This window comes from Pseudomonas sp. S1_E05 (assembly GCF_056337105.1).
Map to the genome: position 1 here is coordinate 5,684,721 of NZ_JBFRHM010000001.1, position 22,413 is coordinate 5,707,133.

Genomic DNA, 22,413 nt, shown 5'->3' on the forward strand with positions numbered 1-22,413 from the left:
GCCCCGCTCTCAACGAGAGCGGGGCGTTTTTTATGGGGCTGAATCAAGCGAAGCTTGGGGTTTCGCTGCTTTCTTCAACCAGTTCCAGCGCGACGTTGTTCTGCGCGTTGATCTTGCGATACAGCGCAGCGTCGGTTTCCAGGACTTTTTCACGGGCCGGGAAGATTTCCGCCAGTTTGGCAGCCCACTCGCCCGAGGCCTTGCCCGGGAAGCATTTTTCAATCAGTTCCAACATGATCGAAACCGTCACCGAAGCACCCGGCGAAGCGCCGAGCAGTGCCGCCAGGGAACCGTCTTTGGCGGCGACCAGTTCGGTGCCGAACTGCAGGATGCCGCCTTTTTTCGGGTCCTTCTTGATGATCTGCACCCGTTGGCCGGCCACTTCCAGGCGCCAGTCTTCGGCTTTGGCTTCGGGGTAGAAGCGACGCAGGGATTCCAGGCGCTGCTCCATCGATTGCATCACTTCACTGACCAGGTACTTGGTCAGGTCCATGTTGTTTTTCGCCACGGCGAGCATCGGGCCGATGTTGCCGGCCCGAACCGACATGGGCAGGTCCATGAACGAACCGTGCTTGAGGAACTTGGTGGTGAAACCGGCGTACGGTCCGAACAGCAGGGATTTCTTGCCGTCGACCACGCGAGTGTCCAGGTGCGGCACGGACATCGGCGGCGAACCCACGGCGGCTTGGCTGTACACCTTGGCCTGGTGGTGCTTGACCACTTCCGGGTTGTCGCAACGCAGCCACTGGCCACTGATCGGGAAGCCACCGAAGCCTTTGCTTTCCTCGATGCCCGATGCCTGCAGCAGCGGCAGAGCCGCGCCGCCCGCGCCGAGGAACACGAATTTGGCGTCGACTTCACGGGTGTTGCCGCTGTTGACGTCCTTGATGCTGACGGTCCAACCGCCATTGTTGCGCTTCAGGCCGGTGACGCGCTTGCAGTACTTGACCTGGGCATCGGGCGCGCTGGTCAGGTGCTTGAGCAACTGGTTGGTCAGTGCGCCGAAGTTGACGTCGGTGCCATTGATGACGCGGGTGGCGGCGAGGACTTCGTCCTTGTCGCGGCCAGGCATCATCAATGGCATCCATTCGGCCATCATGGCCTTGTCTTCGGTGTACTCCATGTCGGCGAAGGCGTGATGCTTGCTCAGCACCTTGAAGCGTTCCTTGAGGAACGACACGCCGCTGTCGCCCTGGACGAAGCTCAGGTGCGGAACCGGACTGATGAAGGATTTGCACGAGCCGAAGGTGCCTTTTTTGGTCAGGTAGGACCAGAACTGCTTCGACACTTCGAACTGGGTGTTGATGTGCACGGCTTTCTTGATGTCAACGACGCCGTCAGCGCCCTGTGGCGTGTAGTTGAGCTCACACAGCCCGGCGTGACCGGTACCGGCGTTGTTCCACGGGTTGGAGCTCTCCGCAGCACCGGAATCCATCAGCTCGACGACTTCCAGCTTGATCGCGGGGTCGAGCTCTTTGAGCAGTACGGCCAGGGTGGCACTCATGATGCCGGCCCCAACAAGTACTACGTCGACTGCTTCGTTATGCGCCATTTAACGCGTCTCCAAAATCTGCAGCACCAAATTGTCGGCATGGCTGCCAGGAGTGACGGGGCGTGTCAATGATGCCCCAAGGTACCCATGGCAGTATCGCCATGTCCGAATCTTCGCAATTTATCGCAACTTCGACGGACGCTACCGGCCGGGTCAATGAGGTCTATGAACTCATTTCGACGCGCGACTGGCAATTCGACTTATGGTCGAGACATCCGTTTGTGCAACCAAATCCGTAGCGGACAGGCTTCAGGCTCCGGTGTTCGAGGCGTACTCGGTCCTGTGTCGTTGGGCTGTTCCAGACGCTAATGGTGCATATTCAGACGCAAAACTATTCATTTGCTCGCCACACTCTTGTGAAGTTGTGAAAACCCGTTTTTTTCACGCTCTTTTGAAGACGTGAACCTCAAAAAAGGGCTGTCCCAGCCTGGCACCGCGCCCGGATGGATGGCCGTCGTGCCAGGCACGACGGACAAAACGGGCAAACAGCTCAGTGACCGAGCGTAATGACAGCTCTGCAGATTCGCGAAAAGAAGGGATTGCCAGGGAACAGCAAGCGCGCCAGCTTCACTCGATCTGTGTGGGCGGCTCTCTGTGGGGCGGTGCGGGGTGCCAATGCCGGAGGCGTTGACGATGCTGCGAGGCCCGATCAGGAGACGTCCTTATAATCGGGGGGAGATTGTATCTAAGAAACGCAGGGAAATGGGCGTGTTTAATGACTTTTATTAGGCGTCTGGTCAGATGGCCAACAGTGGCTGCGCGCGGGCACGCGGTTGGCGCTGGCTGACGCGGGCGCTGACGGGCAGGGGCTGGTGCAACCAATTGAGGCGGATTTCCTCGATTTCGACCCAGCCTTCACCCAGTGGCTGCAGATTGCACTGTTTGAACGCCTGGCAGTGGCCGTTGCGGTCGAGCAGGGCGAAGCAGCGAGGCAGCGGGCGGCGTGCGAACAATGAAGTCAGGAAACGCATGGCCATGTACCTTGAGGTGGATTGCTGTGGAGATTGTCCAAAAAACGTGACGTGCAAGTGTATGAAGGGTGAAATCTGTGTGACAGGCGCCGAATCCGAAGGCCTTGTCGGACTTTTCCGTGATTGTTGCGCTGGTTCGCCGCGCTGGCGCACCGCTATACTGCCGACCTGTTTGTGCCTGATTCTGGAGAGAAGAGCATGTTGCAACGCTTGTTGTTCGGTTTGATCACTGTAACCAGCTTGACGCTGGCTGGCTGCGCCCACAGCCCGCAACAACTCAATCCGGAGCCGAAGCTGACCGCTCAGCTGGCACCGGTCGGCCATGGCCAGCCAGTGGTGGTGCGCGTGGTGGACGGTCGTCCGTCGCCGACCCTGGGCACCCGCGGCGGCCTGTACCCTGAAACCAGCGCGATCACCGTGCAGGGGGCACAGATTCTGCCGAAGTTGCAGGCCCAGGCCGAAGCGGCCGTGCGCCTGTTGGGCTTCACTCCGACGTCCAACGCGCTGAACGCCCCACAACTGACCGTGACCCTGGCCGAGCTGAAGTACCAGTCGCCGAAGGAAGGCATGTACGTGACCGAGGCGACCATCGGCGCGACCTTCCGCTCCGACGTACAGAACGCCAACCGCCGCTACAGCGGTCGTTACGGCGCTTCACTGGATCAGCGCTTTGGCATGGCGCCGAACCAGGAAACCAACACCAAGCTGGTCAGCGACGTGTTGAGCGATGCGTTGACGCGCCTGTTCAAGGACCCGACCGTGGGGCAGATCCTCGGCGAGTAATTGCTTGCCTGATGCAAAAAAGCCCGGTGCCAGTGATGGTCCCGGGCTTTTTCATGAGGGTAGTTGCCCGCGATGGCGGTTTATAGCCGCCACTCAGTTCAAGCCGCCTCGCAGTAAAAATCCAGCACGCTCACGCCAGTGAGCAAGTCCGTCTCGGGCAAGTCCGCATGTTGATGCCCACCCAGTGCGCAGTACACCAGCCAATGGCGATCCTGAACGTTGAAGGCGAGGCTGCCCACCAGCGTTTGTTGTTCGTCACTTTGGGCGACGAGGTAGAGACGATCCTGATTTTCGGCGTGCAACATGACAATGTCCGTGTCGGTTTTGGTCGGGCGAAAGGTTGGCGCATTCAGATGACGAAGCCGTGACGCAGGGCAGGAATCTGCCAAATGGTGCGTTATTTGTCGTAAAACTTCGGCAGCACGCACGTCTTTCGGTAGAATTCGCGCCGCAACCGTCGATCCGACGCCTGCCACGCTTGTTTTGTCCGAGGTTCGTGATGTCGCTTCACTTGATGACGCTGTTAACCGCCCATCCCGCCAAACTGATCAACCTTCTGGCCTTGCTGTTTGCCTGCCCCGGCAGCTGGCTGCTGCACGCCACCCGTCGTCGTGAACTGCGCGCGCAGGCCAGTCTGGTGGCGCAGCGTCAGAGCCGTCCAAGTGAAGAGCCAATCATGGATTGGGCGACCTTGCGCATGAACCGGTTTTTCTACCGCTTCGGTTTTGCCTGCCTGGGCTTGGCGTTGCTGGTGTCGTGGATCAGCACGCGGGTCTGATGGTCTGATCCAGGTAACCCCCATGAAAAACGGCGCCCGAGAGCGCCGTTTTTCATGTCCAGCCCCCTACAACGGTAAGCCGGCTTTCACCCGGTACTGATTGCGCACGGGCGTCGCGTATTGCAGGACCAAAAACGGACGGTGCTCTTCGGGACAAGCGTCAAGGCGCTCTTGCCATTGTGCCTGGGCCTTGGCCAGCTCATCGGCGGCAAATACCTGGGAAGCGCTCGGCACCTGCAACTGCGGGTCGGCGTCCTGCCATTGCTCGTAAGCCAGGTAATGCACCGGGAACAGGCGATAACCGCCGAGGATTTGTTTGTCCATTTCGACTGCCAATTGCTTGGTGTCTTCGAACAACTCGGTGATGGGCGCCGCGAAGTTGACGTGCACCCGGCCCTTGTAGCCGGTGATGCCCTTGGCGATGCTCACATCGTCCTCGCCAGGCGCCTTGGTGTAGCTGCCGGTCGTGGCGCGGATATACAACTCACGGGCCTTGGCCTGGTCGCACGGGTCGTATTCGTAGCTGATCGACACCGGGGTCAGGTTCAGCGAGCGGATGACTTCGCCGAACGGCTCGTCTTTGCGGCTCATATGGAACATCTTGAGGATCGCCGACTCGGTACGGTCATCGCCGTCCTTGGCCCGCCCTTCGGCCTGGGCGATCCAGATCGAAGCGCAATCGTTGCGGATCGAGTGGTTGATATAGGCGGACAACAATTGGTAAGCCGCCATTTTTTCCCGGCGCCCGGTAATCGAGCGATGCACGATGAAGCTCTTGTTCAGGCGCATCAGGTCGCTGACGAAAGGTTTTTGCAGCAGGTTGTCGCCAATGGCAATGCGCGGTGTCGGCAGGCCGGCGTGGTACACGGCGTAGTTGACGAAGGCCGGATCCATCACGATGTCGCGGTGGTTGGCAATGAACAGGTAGGCACTGCCGGACTTGAACTGCTCGACGCCGGTGTAGGTCACTCCATCCGTGGCGCGGTCGATGGTGTGGTCGACGTAATACTCGACCTTGTCTTGCAGGGTGGCCACCGAATTGACGCCCGCGAACTCACGGCGCAGGCGGCGGGCGATAAGCGGTTTGAGCATCCAGCCCAGCGCGCCGGCAAAACGCGGAAAGCGGAAGTGGGTGAGGATATCTAGAAACGCCTTGTCGCTGAGCAAACGTGCCAGCACCGCTGGTACTTCGCTATCGTCGTAAGGTCGGATGGCATCGAATTCGCCCATCATGCTCTCTTGTTGGAAACGGCTAGTGTAAGTAAAGGTTTTGATCGAAAACCGGCGGAGCACGGTCTGAAAAAGTAGTCAGACACCAATAGCCCTGCAAATAGACCGGCGATTATACGCACAAGTCACCCTGGAGACCGCGATGCTGGAAACCGAACGCTACGAATGCCCGTATTGTGGAGAAGAAGCCGAAGCGGTGCTGGATTTGTCCGGCGGCGATCAGACCTACATCGAGGATTGCCCGGTGTGCTGCAGGCCCATCACCTTTGTACTGCAAACCGATGGCCACGAATGGATGCTTGAAGTTCACAGCGAAAACGAATGAAGGGGCGCTCCATGCGGCGAATCTATGAGCCTGAAAACCTGATGGAGGGCGAGCTGCTCAAGAGCATGCTCGCCAGTGAAGGCATCGAGGCGCATCTGGCCGGGCGGGATTTGCTCGGTGGCAGCGGCGAACTGCCGATCTTCGGTCTGTTGGGGTTATCGGTCGAGGATGATCAGGCGGACAATGCCCGAGCGTTGATCGCTGCGTACAATGCGGCCCTGCCGCTGCCCGGCGATGAACCGGACAGTTTTCCCGGCACGCTGGTCTGTTAGGCTGGCGAGCGTTTTCTCAAGAGTCCTGTTGCCCAATGTGTGGACGTTATGCCCTGTTCCGCTGGAATCCCGCTTTCGCGGCCCTGCCTGGCTTCCCTGCCGATCAGCAGGCCCAGTGGAACATTTCCCCCAATGATTCGGTATTGATGCTGCGTGCCGGTGCGGACGGTCAGCGCGAGCTGGCGCGCGCGCGCTGGGGGCTGACGCCGCCGTGGTTGACCGACCTGTCGCGCACTCCGGCCCACGCCCGCGCTGAAACCGTGGCCGAGCAACCGATGTTTCGCCAGGCCCTGCGTGAACGCCGCTGTCTGTTACCGGCCAACGGCTTTTACGAATGGCGCGGTGGCACTCGCAAACGCCCGTATTGGCTGACGCCTGGGGAGGGTTCTTCACTGTTTTTTGCTGCGGTCTGGGAAGCCTATCCCGTCCAGGAACAGGTGTGGTTGAGCACGGCGGTGATCACCCAGCCGGCGGCGAGCCAGCGTCGTCCGTTGATTCTCGATGCGGCGGGGCAGCAGGCCTGGCTGGATCCAGAGACGCCCCTGCATGTGTTGCAAGGGTTGTTGGCCAGCGAGCCGGTTCCATTGCGCGAGCGGGTGCTGGCCAACCTGGTGAATGATCCGAAGCTCAATGGCCCGGAGTGCCTGACCCCGGCTTGATGGGGTGTCAGGTCCGGCCTCCATCGCGAGCAAGCTCGCTCCCACAGGGTTTTTGTATCAGCTGGAGAATTTGGCTACGACACACAACCTGTGGGAGCGAGCCTGCTCGCGATGGGGTCCTTGAATCAAACCTTGAACTGATTGATCAACCGCCGCTGCTGCTCAGCCAATTTGGTCAATCCCGCACTCGCCGCGCTCGATTCATCGGCTCCGCCCGCCACTTCACCGGCCACCTGGCCGATGTTGATCACGTTGCGGTTGATGTCATCGGCCACCGCACTCTGTTCCTCGGCGGCGCTGGCGATCTGTGTGTTCATGTCATTGATCACTGACACGGCCTGGGTGATCGCATCCAGCGCTTCGGCTGCCTTGGCCGCCTGTTGCACGCTTTCGTCGGTGCGGCTCTGGCTGTCTTCCATCACGCGCACCACGTCCCGCGTGCCCTGTTGCAGTTGCTGGATCATGGTCTGGATTTCTTCGGTGGCCTTCTGGGTTTTCTGCGCCAGGTTGCGCACCTCATCGGCTACCACGGCAAAGCCGCGGCCCTGTTCCCCGGCTCGCGCCGCTTCGATGGCGGCATTCAACGCCAGCAGGTTGGTCTGTTCGGCGATGCCACGGATGGCGGTGAGGATGGCGTTGATGTTCTCGCTGTCCTTGGCCAGCGCTTGTACAACGTTCACCGCCTTGCCGATTTCCACCGCCAGCACGCCGATCGAGTTCGACGTGTCCTGCACGATCTGCTTGCCCTGGGCCGCCGACTGGTCGGCATGACTGGCGGCTTGCGCTGCCTGGGTGGCGTTGCGCGCCACATCCTGGGCCGTGGCGGTCATTTCATGCACCGCGGTAGCCACCTGATCGATCTCGACCATCTGCTTCTGCACGCCGATGTTGGTGCGGATGGCAATATCGGCGGTGTGTTCCGAGGAGTCGCTGACACTCTGCACCGAACTGACGACCTGGGTGATCATCGCCTGCAATTTGGCGAGGAACGTGTTGAAGCCGTTGGCAATCGAGCCCAGTTCATCGGCGCGATCACTGGTCAGGCGGCGGGTCAGGTCACCTTCACCCTTGGCGATGTCGTCGAGCATGGCCACCATTTGTTTGAGTGGGCGTGCAATGCCGTGGCCCACGAGCCAGATCACCAGCAGGCCGATGCCTGCAACCAGCAGGCCAACCATGGCCATGCCAAAGGTGTCGGATTTGCGTTGAGCATTGAGGTCGGCCTGCAGTTTTTGCAGGTCGGCCATGACCGCGTCCAGCGGCAGTTGCAGCATCAGCGTCCAGCGAGCATCGGTCTGGCCAATGCCGAACGGCAGGTATAACTCGATCCGGCCCTGGGTCTTGTCGACGCTATAAGTCACCTCGCCGCGCTTGAGATTGGCCATGTTGGCCACCTGCTGGCTGTCGAGGATGTCGCTGACTTTCTCGCCGAACTTGCTCGGGTCCTTGGTATAGGCAACGATCCGGCCATTGCCGCCGATCAGTGCCATTACGCCGGAACCGTTGTACAACTTCTGGTTGGCGCCCAGGAGCATGTCCTGGATGAAGTTCACCGACAGGTCGGCGCCGACGATGCCCTGGAAGGCACCATTGAGCATGATGGGTTCAATGAAGGACGCAAGCATGACGATTTTGTCGCCGACCTTGTAGGGGGCCGGATCAATCACGCAGGGCTTTTTGGTTTCTTTCGAGCACAGGTAGTACTCGCTGGCGCGCACCCCTGTGGACAGGGTTTTCTGGTCGTCCACGTCCACCAGCTTGTCCAGCCCCAGGCTGCCATCGGCGTTGCGGTACCACCATGGCAGGAAACGACCGTTGGCGGGGTCGATGCCCACCACCTGCGTGCCGACGTAGGCCGCATCATTGCGGTCCAGTACGTTTTGTTCCCAGGCAATGTAGGTGCCGAGAATTTTCGGATTTTTTACGACGTTTTCCCTGATGAGGCTGATCAGTTGCTCACGGTTCAGGCTCAGTTGCGGCTGACCGTCGGTGCCTGGCGTGCCGATCAGGGCGTTGACTCGCACCAGCCCGCCGGCGATCAGCAAGGGCGCCTCGAGTTCACGCTGGATCTGGGAGACCTGGGTTTGCACGAGGGACGTCAAGCGCTGCTCGATGACTTGCTCGAATTGCGCCTGGGTTCGCTCCTGGACCATGACCTGGGTGCGGGCACCGGAAAACAGCGTATACAGCACCAGCGCGGCGACTACGCTGAGAACGATGGCACCGGCGAGCGCTGCCACGGAAAACTGGATCGACTTGAATTTCATGAGGGCTCCACCCGCAAGAGGACGTCTGCGGTGATGTATCGGCCTGGACTTGAAGCGCCATAAGCGGGGAGCGACGAAATGACTCTTTCTGATGGATCAGTGTCGTATTTGAACCATTGCTGCGTGTGGCGATGGTAGGAGTGTGAATTTTTTCCTACGGCACGGGCTTCATCTGAAATGTTTGCTTGTGTGTCTGTTGTATCTGGCGCCAATACAAATGGGCGCCTAGGATAGCCGGCAAGTTTTCAAGGAGTGTGTTGATGAACAAAAGATTGGTTGTGTGTGCTCTGAGTGCGGGCCTGTTGCTCGCCGGGTGTCAGTCGGTCAACACCACCAGCGGCGGTGCCGTGGGTGTCGAGCGCAAGCAGTACATGTTCAGCATGTTGTCCACGGACGAGGTCAACCAGATGTATGCCCAGTCTTACCAGAAGACCGTGGGCGAGGCGAGCAGTCAGGGCGTGCTGGACAAGACCAGTGCCGAAGCCAAGCGTGTCCAGGCGATAGCCAATCGACTCATTGCCCAGGCACCGGTTTTCCGTCCGGATTCGGCGCAGTGGAAATGGGAGGTCAACCTGATCAAGAGTGACGAGCTCAACGCCAACTGCGGGCCTGGCGGCAAGATCATTTTCTACACCGGGTTGATCGACAGCCTGAAGCTGACCGACGATGAAATCGCCGCGGTCATGGGGCATGAAATCGCCCACGCCCTGCGCGAGCACGGTCGTGAAGCCATGTCCAAGGCTTACGGTATCGAAATGGCCAAGCAGGGCGCGGGTGCCTTGCTCGGTCTGGGCCAGGACAGCCTGGCTCTGGCCGACACCGTCGCGAACTACGGCATGACGCTGCCGAACAGCCGCGCCAATGAAAACGAAGCGGACCTGATCGGCCTGGAACTGGCGGCTCGCGCCGGCTACAACCCGAATGCGGCGATCACCTTGTGGAACAAGATGAGCAAGGCTTCGGAAGGCTCTCCACCAGAGTTCATGAGCACTCACCCGAACTCCAGCAGCCGGATCGCGTCCCTGCAGGCGGCGATTCCGAAGGTGATGCCGTTGTACGAGAAGGCGCCGAAGTCCTGATGGATCCCCTGTAGGAGGGAGCTTGCTCGCGATAGAGGTGTGTCAATTAACGACAATGTCGCCTGATCCACCGCAATCGCGGGCAAGCCCGCTCCCACAGGTTGCGGTGTGAAACACGAATTGCGCAGACGCCCGTGAACCCTGTGGGAGCGGGCTTGCCCGCGATGGGGTCACCGAAGTAACGCGCATTTATCGCTCTAGCGCGTCAAACCCACCCGCTACTTTGCATCGCCTTGTATACCGCGACCACCGCCAGGATGAAGAACGCCGAGGCCGCCAAACGACGGATCAGGGTCAACGGCAGTTTCTCGGCAGCAAAGTTACCCGCCAATACCACCGGCACGTTGGCAATCAGCATGCCCACGGTGGTACCGATGATCACCAGCCACAATTCCGGGTATTGCGCAGCGAGCATGACCGTCGCGATTTGCGTCTTGTCGCCGATCTCCGCCAGGAAGAACGCAATCAGCGTCGTCAGGAATGGCCCGAACTTGCGCGTGGTGCTGGCTTCGTCGTCGTCCATCTTGTCTGGCACCAGGGTCCAGAGCGCGGTCGCGGCGAAGCTGGCGGCGAGAATCCAGTGCAGCATTGCATCCGAGAAGAAGCTGCCGAACCAGGCCCCGACTGCACCGGCGGCTGCGTGGTTGGCGAGGGTAGCGGCGACGATGCCGGCGATGATGGGCCACGGTTTACGGAACCGGGCAGCCAGAATCAGCGCGAGCAGTTGCGTCTTGTCGCCGATTTCGGCCAAGGCAACGATTGCGGTGGGGACGAGAAGTGAATCCAGCATCAGGGTTTTCCTAAGGGGCGGGTCGACACGGCTATGACACGTACAGCCTTCCCGCCCCGGGTAAGGTGTGCGTGTCATAGGTCTTGTCAAACCCTGCGCTCCGTCTGATGCGGAGGCTTGGGTCGCATGCGCCATGGTCTGAGGACCAAGTATGTTGACGCATGCCGGACGAGCGTGGCGCTCGTGGGAGACTACTCCCCTAGGACGGAGCGGATTCTGCCTAGGCAAATCCGATTGGGCAAGCCCCTTTTTTTAAAGACGCGTCAGCTGCGCTTGGCCCGGTAGATGCGGAAACCCTGTCCTTCGGCTTTGATCGCACACACGCCCAGGTGCTCTTCGATCAGTGGCTGGTACTTGAGGAAACTGTTGGCAACCAAACGGAGTTCGCCGCCGTATTTCAGGTGTTTCGCTGCTTTTCTCAGCAAGTTCTCGGTAGCGTGATAGTTGGTGTGCACCCCGACATGGAACGGTGGATTGCTCAGAATCGCACTCAGGCCCATGGGGGCCGCATCGATACCGTCACCGGTAATCACCTCGGCGTCGAGGCCGTTGGCCGCCAGGGTCAGGCGACTGCTGGCCGTGGCAAATGCATCGACGTCCAGCAAGGTCACCTGGTTGTCCGGGTAGCGACGCTTGATCGCAGCGCCCAGCACACCGGCGCCGCAACCGAAGTCCAGTAAATGGCCGCTCGGCAACTTATCAAGGTGCTCCAGCAGCATCGCGCTGCCGCGATCCAGTCGGCCGTGACTGAATACACCCGGCAGGCTGACGACGGTCAGCGGGCCTTCATCCAATGGCAGTTCGTAGGTTTGCGCCAGGCTTTCCAGGGATTTGGCCGCAGGCGCGTTCGCCACCGTGACCTGCCAGAGTTGGCAATGCCGCGCACTGTCGAGCTTGCGCGGCTTGCCGAACGGGTTCAGTTGCTTGGCTGCACCTTCGATGCCGCTGCGCTTTTCACCCACAAGAAACAGCTCTTTCCCGGCCAGACGCGAGGCGAGGGCGTTGAGCAGGTAGTCGGTCAGGTCCCGGGCCTTGGGCAGGAACAGCACGGCAGCATCGAACTCACGTTCCGGGGCGCTTACGCCGAAATGGCTGCGCCCGGGGAAGCGGGCCTCCAGAGCGGCCTGATCGCCGGCATGCCAGCACCAGCCGTGAGCGTCGGGCAGGCGCCCGAGCAAATCGTCGGCGGGCAAACCCGCCAGCAATACAGCACCCTGGAATAACTCGGCCTGACGAAGCAGTACTTCACTGCGCGGATCCATATTCTGCTCCCTGAAAAAAGTGCGGCAGTTTATCAACTGACGACCCGCAGTGCCTTACCGCTGAAGTACCCCAAGGCGTTTTCGGTCAGTTGTCCAACGATGCGCTGGCGCGCTTCGCGACTGCCCCAGGCGTTGTGCGGGGTGACGATCAGCCTCGGGATATCGGCGGCCAGCAACGGGTTGCCCGCGGCTGGCGGTTCGACGCTGAGCACGTCCGTGGCCGCACCGCCGAGGTGGCCGTTGCGCAAGGCGTCGGCCAGTGCCTGTTCATCGATCAAGCCACCGCGCGCGGTATTGACCACGAACGCGCCCGGCTTCATCGATGCCAGCTCGCGGGCACCGATGAAGTGGCGGGTGTGTTCATTGAGCGGGCAGTGCAAGGTCAGTGCATCGACCTGCGGCAGCAGTTGGTCCAACGGCAAGCGATCCGGGCGAGCAGGGCGACCTGGAATCTGGCCGAGCAGCACACGCATGCCGAACGCCTCGGCCAATCGGGCAACGGCGCCACCGAGTTCGCCGTGTCCGAGCAGGCCGAGGGTTTTGCCCTCCAGTTCGACGATCGGGTAGTCGAGCAGGCAAAACTGCCTGGCTTGTTGCCAACGACCTTCACCGACGGCCTTCTGGTAGTCGGCCAGGCGCGTGGCCAGGTTGAGCAGCAACATGATCGTGTGCTGCGCCACCGACGGCGTGCCGTAGCCCTGGCAGTTGCAGACGGTCACGCCATGGGCGCGGGCGGCCGCGAGGTCGACGTTGTTGGTGCCAGTGGCGGTAATCAGGATCAGCTTAAGGTCGGGGCTGGCAGCAATGGCGGCGGCGTCGATCAGGATCTTGTTGCTGATGGCGACGGTCGCGCCCTTGAGGCGTTCGGCGACCTGTTCCGGCGCGGTCTGCGCGAAGAGCTCCAGTTCGTCGAAACAATCGCGCAAGGGGGAGAGGTCCAGGTCACCGAGGTCGAGCGATGGATGGTCAAGGAAAACGGCGCGGCAAAAGTTCGTCATCAACTGTACCTTTTGTGCAATGAACTGAAAGCGTAATCTGCCGAGCCTACCAGATAGAAACAAATGGTTACTCCCTGCCGACCTACATTGTAGGAGCGAGCTTGCTCGCGATAGCGTTGTGTCAGTTAACGAAAATATCGCCTGGCCCACCGCCATCACGGCAAGCCCGCTCCTACAGGGGTCATAGTTTTTTCGACCGATCACCTCGAGGTATTCCCTTGTACTGGACAGAATTCCTGACCGTCGCCCTTATCCATCTGCTGGCCGTTGCCAGCCCCGGCCCGGACTTTGCCGTTGTGGTACGTGAAAGCGTGACCCACGGCCGACGCGCCGGCACCTGGACCGCACTGGGCGTGGGTACGGCGATTTTCCTGCACGTTGGTTATTCTTTGCTCGGGATCGGTCTGATCGTGTCCCAGTCGATCGTGCTCTTCAACACCTTGAAATGGGCGGCCGCCGCCTACTTGCTGTACATCGGCTTCAAGGCCTTGCGGGCGCAACCGGCCAAACCCGTGGCGGATGATCTGCACAAGGAAGCGGGTGAGCGCACTGCCCGTGGCGCCTTTACTTCGGGCTTCGTGACCAACGGCCTGAACCCGAAGGCCACCCTGTTTTTCCTGTCATTGTTCACCGTGGTCATCAACCCGCACACGCCGCTGTCGGTGCAGGCCGGTTATGGGGTTTACCTTGCCGTCGCCACGGCGAGCTGGTTCTGCCTGGTGGCCATGCTGTTCAGCCAGCAGCGCGTGCGCGCCGGTTTCGCCCGCATGGGCCACTGGTTCGACCGCACCATGGGCGCGGTGCTGATCGCCATTGGCGTAAAACTGGCGTTCACCGAAATGCACTGACCCACCGCCTCTTCCCTGTAGGAGCAGCCGGTCGACGCTCGATTGCTCGCTCCTACAGGATGGGTGTTCAAGTCGTTGAATGCTGGCGCAAAGCTAGCATTTAGGCGGCTCTGCAAATCATTCCTTTGGCTGATTTGGCCGGCGTGCAAGGGCACTAGAGTGCTAGCTTTCAGCCACGACCGTGCAGTCAGAAAAGGGATTCTTATGTTGCAGACTCGCGTTATCCCCCCAGCCGAAGGCGCTTACCAGTATCCATTGCTGATCAAACGGCTGCTGATGTCCGGGGCTCGCTACGAGAAAACCCGCGAGATCATTTACCGCGACCAGCTGCGCTACACCTATCCAACTCTGATCGAACGTGTCGCGCGCCTGGCCAACGTGCTGACCGAGGCGGGTGTGAAGGCGGGTGATACCGTGGCGGTGATGGACTGGGACAGCCATCGTTACCTGGAGTGCATGTTCGCCATCCCGATGATCGGCGCGGTCATACACACCATCAACGTGCGCCTGTCGCCGGAGCAGATTCTCTACACCATGAACCATGCCGAGGACCGCTTCGTGCTGGTCAACAGCGAGTTCGTGGGGCTCTACAATGCCGTGGCCGGGCACCTGACCACGGTCGAGAAAACCGTCCTGCTGACCGACCTGCCGGAAAAGACTGCCGACCTGCCGAACCTGGTGGGTGAGTACGAGCAGTTGCTGGCGGCTGCGAGCACGCGCTACGACTTCGAGGATTTCGACGAAAACTCGGTGGCCACCACCTTCTACACCACCGGCACCACCGGCAATCCCAAGGGCGTGTATTTCACCCATCGGCAACTGGTGCTGCACACCATTGGCGTGTCGACCATCATGGGCGCCATCGACAGCGTTCGCCTGCTGGGTACCAACGACGTGTACATGCCGATCACCCCGATGTTCCATGTGCATGCCTGGGGCTTGCCGTATGTCGCGACGATGCTCGGCCTCAAGCAGGTGTATCCCGGCCGCTATGATCCTGAATACCTGGTGGAGCTGTGGCACAAGGAAAAGGTCACCTTTTCCCACTGCGTGCCCACCATCCTGCAAATGCTTCTGAATGCCAAGGCGGCGCAGGGCACGGATTTCGCGGGCTGGAAAATCGTCATTGGCGGCAGCGCGTTGAATCGCGCGCTGTATGAAGCGGCGAAGGCCAAGGGCATTCAATTGACTGCCGCGTATGGCATGTCGGAAACCGGGCCGCTGGTGTCGTGTGCACACCTCAATGACGAACTGATGGCGGGCACCGAAGACGAACGCACCACCTATCGAATCAAGGCCGGTGTGCCAGGCCCCCTGGTGGAGGCGGCAATCGTGGATTGCGACGGCCATTTCCTGCCCGCCGATGGTGAAACCCAGGGTGAATTGGTCCTGCGAGCCCCTTGGCTCACCGAAGGCTACTTCAACGAGCCACAGAAGGGCGCCGAGCTCTGGTCCGGGGGGTGGTTGCATACCGGAGACGTGGCGACGCTGGACAGCATGGGCGTGATCGACATCCGCGACCGGATCAAGGACGTGATCAAGACTGGTGGCGAGTGGATCTCCTCCCTGGACCTCGAAGACTTGATCAGTCGCCACGCAGCGGTACGCGAAGTAGCAGTGGTGGGCATCGCCGACCCGCAGTGGGGTGAGCGTCCGTTTGCCTTGCTGGTGATCCGCGACGGCCATGCCATCGGGGCCAAAGAGCTCAAGGAACACCTCAAGCCCTTCGTCGAGCTGGGGCACCTGAGCAAGTGGGCCATCCCGAGCCAGATCGCCCTTGTTACTGAAATTCCCAAGACCAGTGTCGGCAAGCTGGACAAGAAGCGCATCCGCCTCGACATCACCGAATGGCAGGCGAACAACAGCACCTTCCTCTCGACGCTTTAACCCTCCCTTGGCGTGCCCGAAAGGGCGCGCCAGCCCCACCAAGCAAGCGCTTGGCTTGTCAAATCCGAATTTTCAGCCATCCTTCCCCTGCCGACAGGGGTCGGCCTGGCGAAAGGACTGTTCCAGAGTGGCTGGCAGCTCAAATCACACTTTAGAGGGATCAAGCTCTACTACCTGCTGGCTATAGTCCGCTCAAGGATTTTTAAGAACGGGGCACACGCACAAGACGGGGCGATGCAACTTTGGAGTGACTTCGGGAGGCCTTTGGCGCCCGGTCAACCAGGCGTTTTTAAAAGTACTCACTGCCATAACAATAATGCACATGGAGTAGCGTCGATGACATCAGCAAACCAGTTCTGGCGCCGGGCGAAACTGCCTCTGGCTGTCAGTCTTGCCTCCACGCTCGCCGGGCCCGCATTCGGCGTCAGTTTCAACATCGGTGAAATCGAAGGTCAGTTCGACTCGTCGCTGTCGATTGGTGCCAGTTGGTCGACCGAGAGCGCCAACAAGAACCTCATCGGCGTCAACAACGGTGGTCGTGGCCTGTCGCAGACCTCCGACGACGGTCACCTGAACTTCAAGAGCGGTGACACCTTCTCGAAGATCTTCAAGGGTATCCATGACCTTGAGTTGAAATACGGCGACACCGGTATCTTCGTCCGTGGCAAATACTGGTATGACTTTGAACTCAAGGATGAGAGCCGTCCGTTCAAGGACATCAGCGACAGCAACCGCAAGGAGGGCGCCAAGTCCTCCGGCGGCCAGATCCTCGACGCCTTCGTCTATCACAACTACGCGATTGCTGATCAGCCGGGCTCCGTGCGTCTGGGCAAGCAAGTGGTCAGTTGGGGTGAAAGTACCTTCATCGGCGGCGGCATCAACTCGATCAACCCGATCGACGTGTCCGCGTTCCGTCGCCCGGGTGCCGAGATCAAGGAAGGCCTGATCCCGGTCAACATGTTCTACGTGTCCCAGAGCCTGACCGAGAACCTGTCGACCGAGGCGTTCTATCAGCTCGAATGGGACCAGACCGTCGCCGACAACTGCGGCACGTTCTTCTCGCAGCCGGACGTGATTGCCGACGGGTGCGACAATAACCTGGCTGTGCTGCGTACCCGCAACGGTGTCAACAGTTCGCTGGCGGCTGCGGGTTTGCCAGCTGGCGCGCGTAACGCCGTGCTCAACACGCTCGCGGCTCGCGGCGTGAACTGGGGCAGCCCGGATGAAGGCGCGATCGTTCGCCGTGGCCCGGACCGGGATGCCCGCGATAGCGGCCAGTTCGGCGTGTCCTTCAAGTACATGTTCGAGCCGCTGGACACCGAGTTCGGTGCCTATTTCATGAACTACCACAGCCGCGCACCGATTTTCAGCGGCAAAGGAGCGCCGGCGAGTGCCTATAGCGGCGCGGGACTGGTTGGCGCATTGGTCGGTTCAGGTATTCCCCTTGGTACCGCAACTGCGTTGGCTCCATCGTTGCTGCCATTGCAGGTAGCGGGCAACTCCAGCTACTTCGTCGAGTATCCGGAAGACATCCGCCTGTACGGCCTGAGCTTCTCCACCACCTTGCCTACCGGCACCGCGTGGAGCGGTGAGTTCAGCTACCGTCCGAACGCGCCGGTGCAGCTCAACACCACCGACATCCTGTATTCCGGCCTGACCCCGCTGGACCCGCGCGTGTCCGTACTGCAAGGCCGCCCGAATACGGATCAGCACGGCTATCGCCGCAAGGAAGTCAGCCAGCTGCAAACCACCTTCACCCACTTCTTCGACCAAGTGATGGGCGCCGAGCGCCTGACATTGGTGGGCGAGGTGGGCTGGACTCACGTCGGTGGCCTGGAAAGCACCTCCAAAGCCCGTTACGGTCGTGACCCGAGCTACGGCCCAGGTCCATTGCCAGGCGGTCAGTGCCAGGCGTTGAACGCGTCTACCCTGGCCGGTGGCCCGCAAAACAACGTCAGCCGTTACTGCGAAAACGACGGTTTCACCACGACGGATTCCTGGGGCTACCGTGCACGGGCCATCTGGGAATACAACGACGTGTTTGCCGGTGTGAACCTCAAGCCGAACATCGCCTGGCAGCATGACGTCGACGGTTACTCGCCTGGCCCTGGCGGCAACTTCGAGGAAGGCCGCAAGGCGGTCAGCCTGGGTCTGGACGCCGAGTATCAGAACACCTACACCGCGTCGTTGGCCTACACCAACTTCTTCGACGGCAAGTACACCACCGTGGACGACCGCGACTTCGTTGCGCTCAGCTTCGGCGTGAACTTCTAAGCACTGCATTTTCAGGACGAACACACTTATGAAAACAACAAAGAGTCTGTTCCACGTTGGTGTTCTGGGGCTGACACTGCTGGCCTCCAGCGTGATGGCTGCGGTCCCGGCGGCCGAAGCGGACAAGCTGGGCAAGAGCCTGACGCCGATGGGCGCCGAAATGGCGGGTAATGCCGACGGTTCGATCCCGGCCTGGAAGCCAATGGCGAAGAACGCTGGCAGCGTCGACAGCAAAGGTTTCCTGTCCAACCCGTTCGCCAGTGAAAAACCGCTGTTCACCATCACCGCGCAGAACGTCGATCAGTACAAGGACAAGCTGGCACCGGGTCAGTACGCGATGTTCAAGCGTTACCCGGACAGCTTCAAGATGCCGGTGTATCCGTCCCATCGCGGTGCCACGGTGCCGGATGACGTGTTCGCCGCCATCAAGAAAAACGCCACCAATACCAAGCTGGTCGGTGGCGGCAACGGTCTGGAAAATTTCGAGACCGCTGTACCGTTCCCGATTCCGCAGAGCGGTGTCGAGGTGATCTGGAACCACATCACCCGCTACCGTGGCGGCAGCGTGACTCGACTGGTCACCCAGGCCACGCCTCAGGCGAATGGTTCCTTCAGCCTGGTGTACTTCCAGGATCAGTTCGTGTTCCGTGACAAGATGAAGGACTACGATCCAGCCAACCCGGGCAACATCCTGTTCTACTTCAAGCAGAAAGTGACGGCGCCTGCACGTCTGGCCGGTGGTGTACTGCTGGTTCACGAAACCCTCGACCAGGTGAAGGAACCGCGCGCGGCCTGGGTTTACAACGCCGGGCAACGTCGTGTGCGACGGGCACCGCAAGTGTCCTATGACGGGCCGGGTACCGCTGCCGATGGCTTGCGCACCTCCGACAACCTGGACATGTACAACGGTGCACCGGATCGTTACGACTGGAAACTCGAAGGCAAGAAAGAGATGTACATCGCCTCCGACAGCTACAAACTCGACGATCCGACATTGAAGTATGCGGACATCCTCAAGGCCGGGCACATCAACCAGGACCTGGCGCGTTACGAGCTGCGCCGTGTCTGGCATGTGGTCGCCACCCTGAAGGACGGCCAGCGCCACATCTACGCCAAGCGTGACTTCTACATCGATGAAGACACCTGGCAAGCGGCGGTCATTGACCACTATGACGGTCGTGGCCAACTGTGGCGCGTAGCCGAGGCGCATGCCGAGAACTACTACGACAAGCAAGTGCCGTGGTACGCCCTGGAAACCCTGTACGACCTGCAATCGGGCCGTTACCTGGCTTTGGGCATGAAAAACGAAGAGAAGCAGGCGTATGACTTCGGTTTCACCGCCAATACCAGCGACTTCACCCCCGCTGCATTGCGTCAGGAAGGGGTTCGCTAACCTTCACTGAAGAGGCCGCATCCTCGAAAAAAAACCCGACTTGTTCGGGTTTTTTTTTGCTTACACCATTCCTCTGTAGGAGCGAGCACGCTCGCGATGGTCGTCAACGATAACGCTGGCTAACTGATTCCCCGCGTTGTTTGGACTACCATCGCGAGCGTGCTCGCTCCTACAGGTTCAAAGAAACCATCCCGCCTTCGTAGACTTTTTGTAGCCATTTGTAGCAATAACCTTCATTCCCTGCGCGTTTACCGCTAGTCTGCAAAAATCTGCAACGCCGCCACCCGCAATCCAAACAAGAGCCGGCCATGACTGATCTGTCCCCCATCCCGGGCCCTGCCAGCGTTTCCGTCGCGACGTTGGACGGACGCTTTTTCCGCCCGCCGTTGCCTGACGGCTACGTCCTGCGGCCGCGTTTATGCGAGCGTTTAAGCGCCGGGCTCGGTGGCAGGTTGTTGCTGGTGTCTGCACCGGCGGGGTTTGGCAAGAGCTCGCTGGCCGTGGAGTTCTGCCAGGGGTTGCCCTCGCACTGGCAAAGCCTGTGGCTGGGGTTGAGCCCACGGGACAACGACCCGGGCCGGTTTCTTGAACGATTGCTCGAAGGCCTGCAGGACTTTTTCCGCAATTGGGTCGCCAGTCCCTCGGCCTGTTGAAAATGCGCCAGCGCCACCAACCCTTCGCCTTCGAGGAATGGCTGGATGGCCTGCTGGACGAGTTGGCGATGCACCTGCTGCCCACCGCGCCGCTGCTGCTGGTCCTTGACGACTACCATCTGGTCCAGGGTCCGGTGCTCGATCGCTGCCTGCAGTTTTTCCTCAATCATCTTCCCGACGGCCTGCTGGTCATGGTCACCAGCCGCCAGCGTCCGGACTGGCATCTGGCGCGCCTGCGCCTGTCCCGCCAGTTACTTGAACTGCACGAGCAAGACCTGCGCCTGACTTACGACGAAGCCTCGACGTTGCTCGATCGACACAGCACCTCCCTGCGCGGCGAAGCGCTGGAGAACCTGATCCAGCGCAGCGAAGGCTGGGTCGCCGGCTTGCGGTTCTGGTTGCTGGCGGCTTCCGAGGCCGGCTCCGAAGGTGCGTTGCCGCAATCGCTGAATGGCGGGGAAGGGCTGATTCGCGATTACCTGCTCGAAGAAGTCATCGACTGCCTGCCCGCCGAGGTCCAGGCATTTCTGTACGACACGGCGCCCCAGGAGCGTTTTTGCAGCGAACTGTGCGACGCCATTCGCGAAGCCCATGACAGCGCCGAAATCCTGCGTTTTCTGCTCGCTCACCAGGTGTTCCTGGTGCCACTGGACGAACACGGTCACTGGTTCCGCTATCACCACCTGTTCTCCGACCTGCTGCGCACCCGTCCTACCCGACAGGCCATTGTTCCGGCGGCCAGCCTGCACTTGCGGGCCTGTCGCTGGTTCAACGCCCAGGGGTTGCTCGATGAAGCCGTGGAGCAGGCCTTGCGTGCCGGTCACCTGGACGTCGCGGCGAACCTTGTGCAAAACCTTTCCGAAGAACAACTGTTGGCCGAGCAGAATGTCGGCATGTTGCTGCGCTGGAAAATGGACTTGCCCGACAGCCTGCTGATCAGCACGCCACGGCTGATCGTGCTCTACAGCTGGGCGTTGGGGTTGGCCTGTCAACTGGACGCGGCCGAAGAGCTGGCCAGCCACCTCAGCCGTTTCCTGCCAGCGCCGTCGGCCACCGCGCAGAAATCCATGCTTGCGCAATGGTTGGCCTTGAGCGGGATCATCGCCCGTGGACGCGGCAACCGGGAGTTGACGTTGCTCTACTGCACGGAGGCGCTGGAGAGTCTTCCCGCCAAGCGTTATGGCCAGCGCCTGATGTGTCTGTCGACCCTGTCCAACCTGGCGATAGCCGACAGTGACCTGTGGCGCGCTCGCGGCCTGAACCGCGAATCGCTGGAACTGGCGCAGCGGGTCGGCAATCCGCTGTTCGAAGCCTTGGCCCATTACGACCGCGCCCGAGTGTTGCAGGCCCGGGGCGAAATCCTGCGTTCGCTGGAAGAAGTCCGCCAGGGGCTGCAACGCCTGCAAGGTCTGTCGCCGCAGCGGTTGTATGCAGTCAGGGCGCGACTGACGTTGTACGAAGGGTTTCTACTGGCGCTGCGCCTGCAACCCCAAGCCGCGCGCCAGCGTTTGCAGGCGGGCTTGAGCGAAGCCCGTGCCTGTCGCGACATCAGCGTGTTGATCGGCCACTGCGTAATTGCCCGGATCGAAGGCCGCAGCGGTGAATTCGCCAAGGCTTTCGCCGAATTGGCCGAAGCCGAGCGTCTGATGCACATCTGGGACGTGCCGCCGATCTACTACCTGGCGATGATCACCCTGGTCAAATGCGAGCTCTGGCTGGCGCAGGGGCGTACCGATCTGGCCGAAGCCTGGCTCGCTCGCCTGGGGCAGACCTACAACGGCGAACAGCCGGCGGCGCCGCCGGAGTTTCATCCACAACTGCCGCTGCACATCGAATTGCAGCAGGCTTTGCTGGAGGTCATCCAGGGGCAGCCAATGCTCGCCGAGGGCCGTTTGCATGCCCTGCTTGAGCGTGGCGAGCAAACCGGTCACCAATTACTCAGCACCCTGGCGCTGACACAACACATCGAATTGCTGCTCGATACCGGCCGCGAACCTCAAGCCCGACAAGCGTTCGTCCAGGCGCTTGAGGCGGCCAACGGTGGGGCGTTGCAACCTTTCGACAGTTTGTTGAAAAAACACCCTGACTGGCTGCGCGACCAGCTACAGCACAGCGCGACCGCCAAGGTTTCGCCAGGCTTGTTGGCGCAACTGCCTGCCGCCGTCTCCCGGCATTGTGTGGATGCCCCCTGCGAACAGCTCAGCTCACGTGAACTGGCGGTGCTCAAACTCATCGCCCAGGGTTGCTCGAACCAGGAAATCAGCGATCAGTTGTTCATTTCCCTGCACACGGTGAAAACCCACGCCAGCCACATCAACAGCAAGCTGGGGGTCGAGCGGCGGACACAGGCGGTGGCGCGGGCCAAGGAGTTGGGATTGCTGGATTGACGGTG

At 60.7% G+C, this 22,413-nt stretch carries 18 protein-coding genes, 2 pseudogenes and 1 riboswitch; of the genes and pseudogenes, 11 read left to right on the forward strand and 9 right to left on the reverse strand.

Annotated elements, in window-relative coordinates:
* Nucleotides 1-43: 43 nt before the first annotated feature.
* Nucleotides 44-1,552 carry a malate dehydrogenase (quinone) gene (gene mqo, locus AB4N33_RS26345; protein ID WP_460120962.1) on the reverse strand — a complete coding sequence of 503 codons (1,509 nt, stop codon included), beginning with the start codon at nt 1,550-1,552 and terminating at the stop codon, nt 44-46.
* A gap of 737 nt (nt 1,553-2,289) precedes the next feature.
* A complete protein-coding gene (locus AB4N33_RS26350; RefSeq protein WP_476458556.1) occupies nt 2,290-2,523 on the reverse strand; it encodes a hypothetical protein in 234 nt (77 codons plus the stop codon).
* A gap of 198 nt (nt 2,524-2,721) precedes the next feature.
* On the opposite strand from AB4N33_RS26350, the gene AB4N33_RS26355 reads away from it, so the two are divergent.
* The gene (locus AB4N33_RS26355; protein ID WP_460120966.1) at nt 2,722-3,306 is read left to right on the forward strand and encodes a YajG family lipoprotein; all 585 of its coding nucleotides are present in this window, start codon (nt 2,722-2,724) and stop codon (nt 3,304-3,306) included.
* A 98-nt stretch (nt 3,307-3,404) separates the two neighbouring features.
* Here the strand turns inward: AB4N33_RS26355 and AB4N33_RS26360 are convergent, their stop codons facing one another.
* Nucleotides 3,405-3,611: a hypothetical protein gene (locus tag AB4N33_RS26360; RefSeq protein ID WP_460120968.1), complete on the reverse strand. Its 207-nt coding sequence runs from the start codon at nt 3,609-3,611 to the stop codon at nt 3,405-3,407.
* Between the two features lie 194 nt (nt 3,612-3,805).
* Between AB4N33_RS26360 and AB4N33_RS26365 the strand changes: the two genes are divergently transcribed.
* Nucleotides 3,806-4,084, forward strand: a complete 279-nt coding sequence (locus AB4N33_RS26365; protein ID WP_460120970.1) for a hypothetical protein — start codon at nt 3,806-3,808, stop codon at nt 4,082-4,084.
* A gap of 66 nt (nt 4,085-4,150) precedes the next feature.
* Here AB4N33_RS26365 and AB4N33_RS26370 read toward each other — a convergent pair whose 3' ends face one another.
* Nucleotides 4,151-5,314, reverse strand: coding sequence for a 1-acyl-sn-glycerol-3-phosphate acyltransferase (locus AB4N33_RS26370; protein WP_460120972.1), 1,164 nt, complete (start codon nt 5,312-5,314; stop codon nt 4,151-4,153).
* A 142-nt stretch (nt 5,315-5,456) separates the two neighbouring features.
* Between AB4N33_RS26370 and AB4N33_RS26375 the strand changes: the two genes are divergently transcribed.
* From AB4N33_RS26375 to AB4N33_RS26385, 3 genes are read left to right on the forward strand one after another with little or no spacing between them, the layout of a single operon-like run.
* The gene (locus AB4N33_RS26375) at nt 5,457-5,639 is read left to right on the forward strand and encodes a CPXCG motif-containing cysteine-rich protein (RefSeq protein WP_460120974.1); all 183 of its coding nucleotides are present in this window, start codon (nt 5,457-5,459) and stop codon (nt 5,637-5,639) included.
* A gap of 11 nt (nt 5,640-5,650) precedes the next feature.
* On the forward strand, nt 5,651-5,911 hold the full coding sequence (locus tag AB4N33_RS26380) for a putative signal transducing protein (protein WP_460120976.1): 261 nt from the start codon (nt 5,651-5,653) through the stop codon (nt 5,909-5,911).
* Between the two features lie 35 nt (nt 5,912-5,946).
* Nucleotides 5,947-6,570 carry an SOS response-associated peptidase gene (locus AB4N33_RS26385; protein ID WP_460120978.1) on the forward strand — a complete coding sequence of 208 codons (624 nt, stop codon included), beginning with the start codon at nt 5,947-5,949 and terminating at the stop codon, nt 6,568-6,570.
* Nucleotides 6,571-6,695: 125 nt separating this feature from the next.
* Here AB4N33_RS26385 and AB4N33_RS26390 read toward each other — a convergent pair whose 3' ends face one another.
* Both AB4N33_RS26390 and AB4N33_RS26395 read right to left on the reverse strand, forming a co-directional pair.
* Nucleotides 6,696-7,538, reverse strand: a complete 843-nt coding sequence (locus tag AB4N33_RS26390) for a methyl-accepting chemotaxis protein (protein WP_460126552.1) — start codon at nt 7,536-7,538, stop codon at nt 6,696-6,698.
* Nucleotides 7,539-7,550: 12 nt separating this feature from the next.
* Nucleotides 7,551-8,837 (reverse strand): annotated as a pseudogene (locus AB4N33_RS26395) (methyl-accepting chemotaxis protein); the annotation flags it as partial.
* A gap of 260 nt (nt 8,838-9,097) precedes the next feature.
* Here AB4N33_RS26395 and AB4N33_RS26400 point away from each other — a divergent pair.
* Nucleotides 9,098-9,916 (forward strand): M48 family metallopeptidase, encoded by an 819-nt coding sequence (locus AB4N33_RS26400; protein ID WP_476458557.1) that lies wholly within the window; start codon nt 9,098-9,100, stop codon nt 9,914-9,916.
* A 205-nt stretch (nt 9,917-10,121) separates the two neighbouring features.
* Here the strand turns inward: AB4N33_RS26400 and AB4N33_RS26405 are convergent, their stop codons facing one another.
* From AB4N33_RS26405 to AB4N33_RS26415, 3 genes are all read right to left on the reverse strand, one after another.
* Complete coding sequence (locus AB4N33_RS26405) at nt 10,122-10,706, reverse strand: TMEM165/GDT1 family protein (protein WP_460120981.1); 585 nt, start codon at nt 10,704-10,706, stop codon at nt 10,122-10,124.
* An 88-nt stretch (nt 10,707-10,794) separates the two neighbouring features.
* Nucleotides 10,795-10,919: riboswitch (yybP-ykoY riboswitch) on the reverse strand.
* 50 nt (nt 10,920-10,969) lie between these two features.
* Nucleotides 10,970-11,968: a methyltransferase gene (locus AB4N33_RS26410; protein ID WP_460120983.1), complete on the reverse strand. Its 999-nt coding sequence runs from the start codon at nt 11,966-11,968 to the stop codon at nt 10,970-10,972.
* Nucleotides 11,969-12,000: 32 nt separating this feature from the next.
* On the reverse strand, nt 12,001-12,966 hold the full coding sequence (locus AB4N33_RS26415) for a 2-hydroxyacid dehydrogenase (protein ID WP_460140919.1): 966 nt from the start codon (nt 12,964-12,966) through the stop codon (nt 12,001-12,003).
* Between the two features lie 218 nt (nt 12,967-13,184).
* On the opposite strand from AB4N33_RS26415, the gene AB4N33_RS26420 reads away from it, so the two are divergent.
* The 5 genes and pseudogenes from AB4N33_RS26420 (at nt 13,185) to AB4N33_RS26440 (ending at nt 22,408) form a co-directional block, all read left to right on the forward strand.
* A complete protein-coding gene (locus tag AB4N33_RS26420) occupies nt 13,185-13,814 on the forward strand; it encodes a LysE family translocator (RefSeq protein ID WP_476458558.1) in 630 nt (209 codons plus the stop codon).
* 204 nt (nt 13,815-14,018) lie between these two features.
* Nucleotides 14,019-15,701 carry a fatty acid--CoA ligase gene (locus AB4N33_RS26425; RefSeq protein WP_476458559.1) on the forward strand — a complete coding sequence of 561 codons (1,683 nt, stop codon included), beginning with the start codon at nt 14,019-14,021 and terminating at the stop codon, nt 15,699-15,701.
* Nucleotides 15,702-16,037: 336 nt separating this feature from the next.
* Nucleotides 16,038-17,975, forward strand: a complete 1,938-nt coding sequence (locus tag AB4N33_RS26430; protein WP_476458560.1) for a DUF1302 domain-containing protein — start codon at nt 16,038-16,040, stop codon at nt 17,973-17,975.
* A gap of 28 nt (nt 17,976-18,003) precedes the next feature.
* A complete protein-coding gene (locus AB4N33_RS26435; RefSeq protein WP_476458561.1) occupies nt 18,004-19,368 on the forward strand; it encodes a DUF1329 domain-containing protein in 1,365 nt (454 codons plus the stop codon).
* 308 nt (nt 19,369-19,676) lie between these two features.
* Nucleotides 19,677-22,408, forward strand: a pseudogene (locus tag AB4N33_RS26440) (winged helix-turn-helix domain-containing protein).
* Nucleotides 22,409-22,413 lie beyond the last annotated feature (5 nt).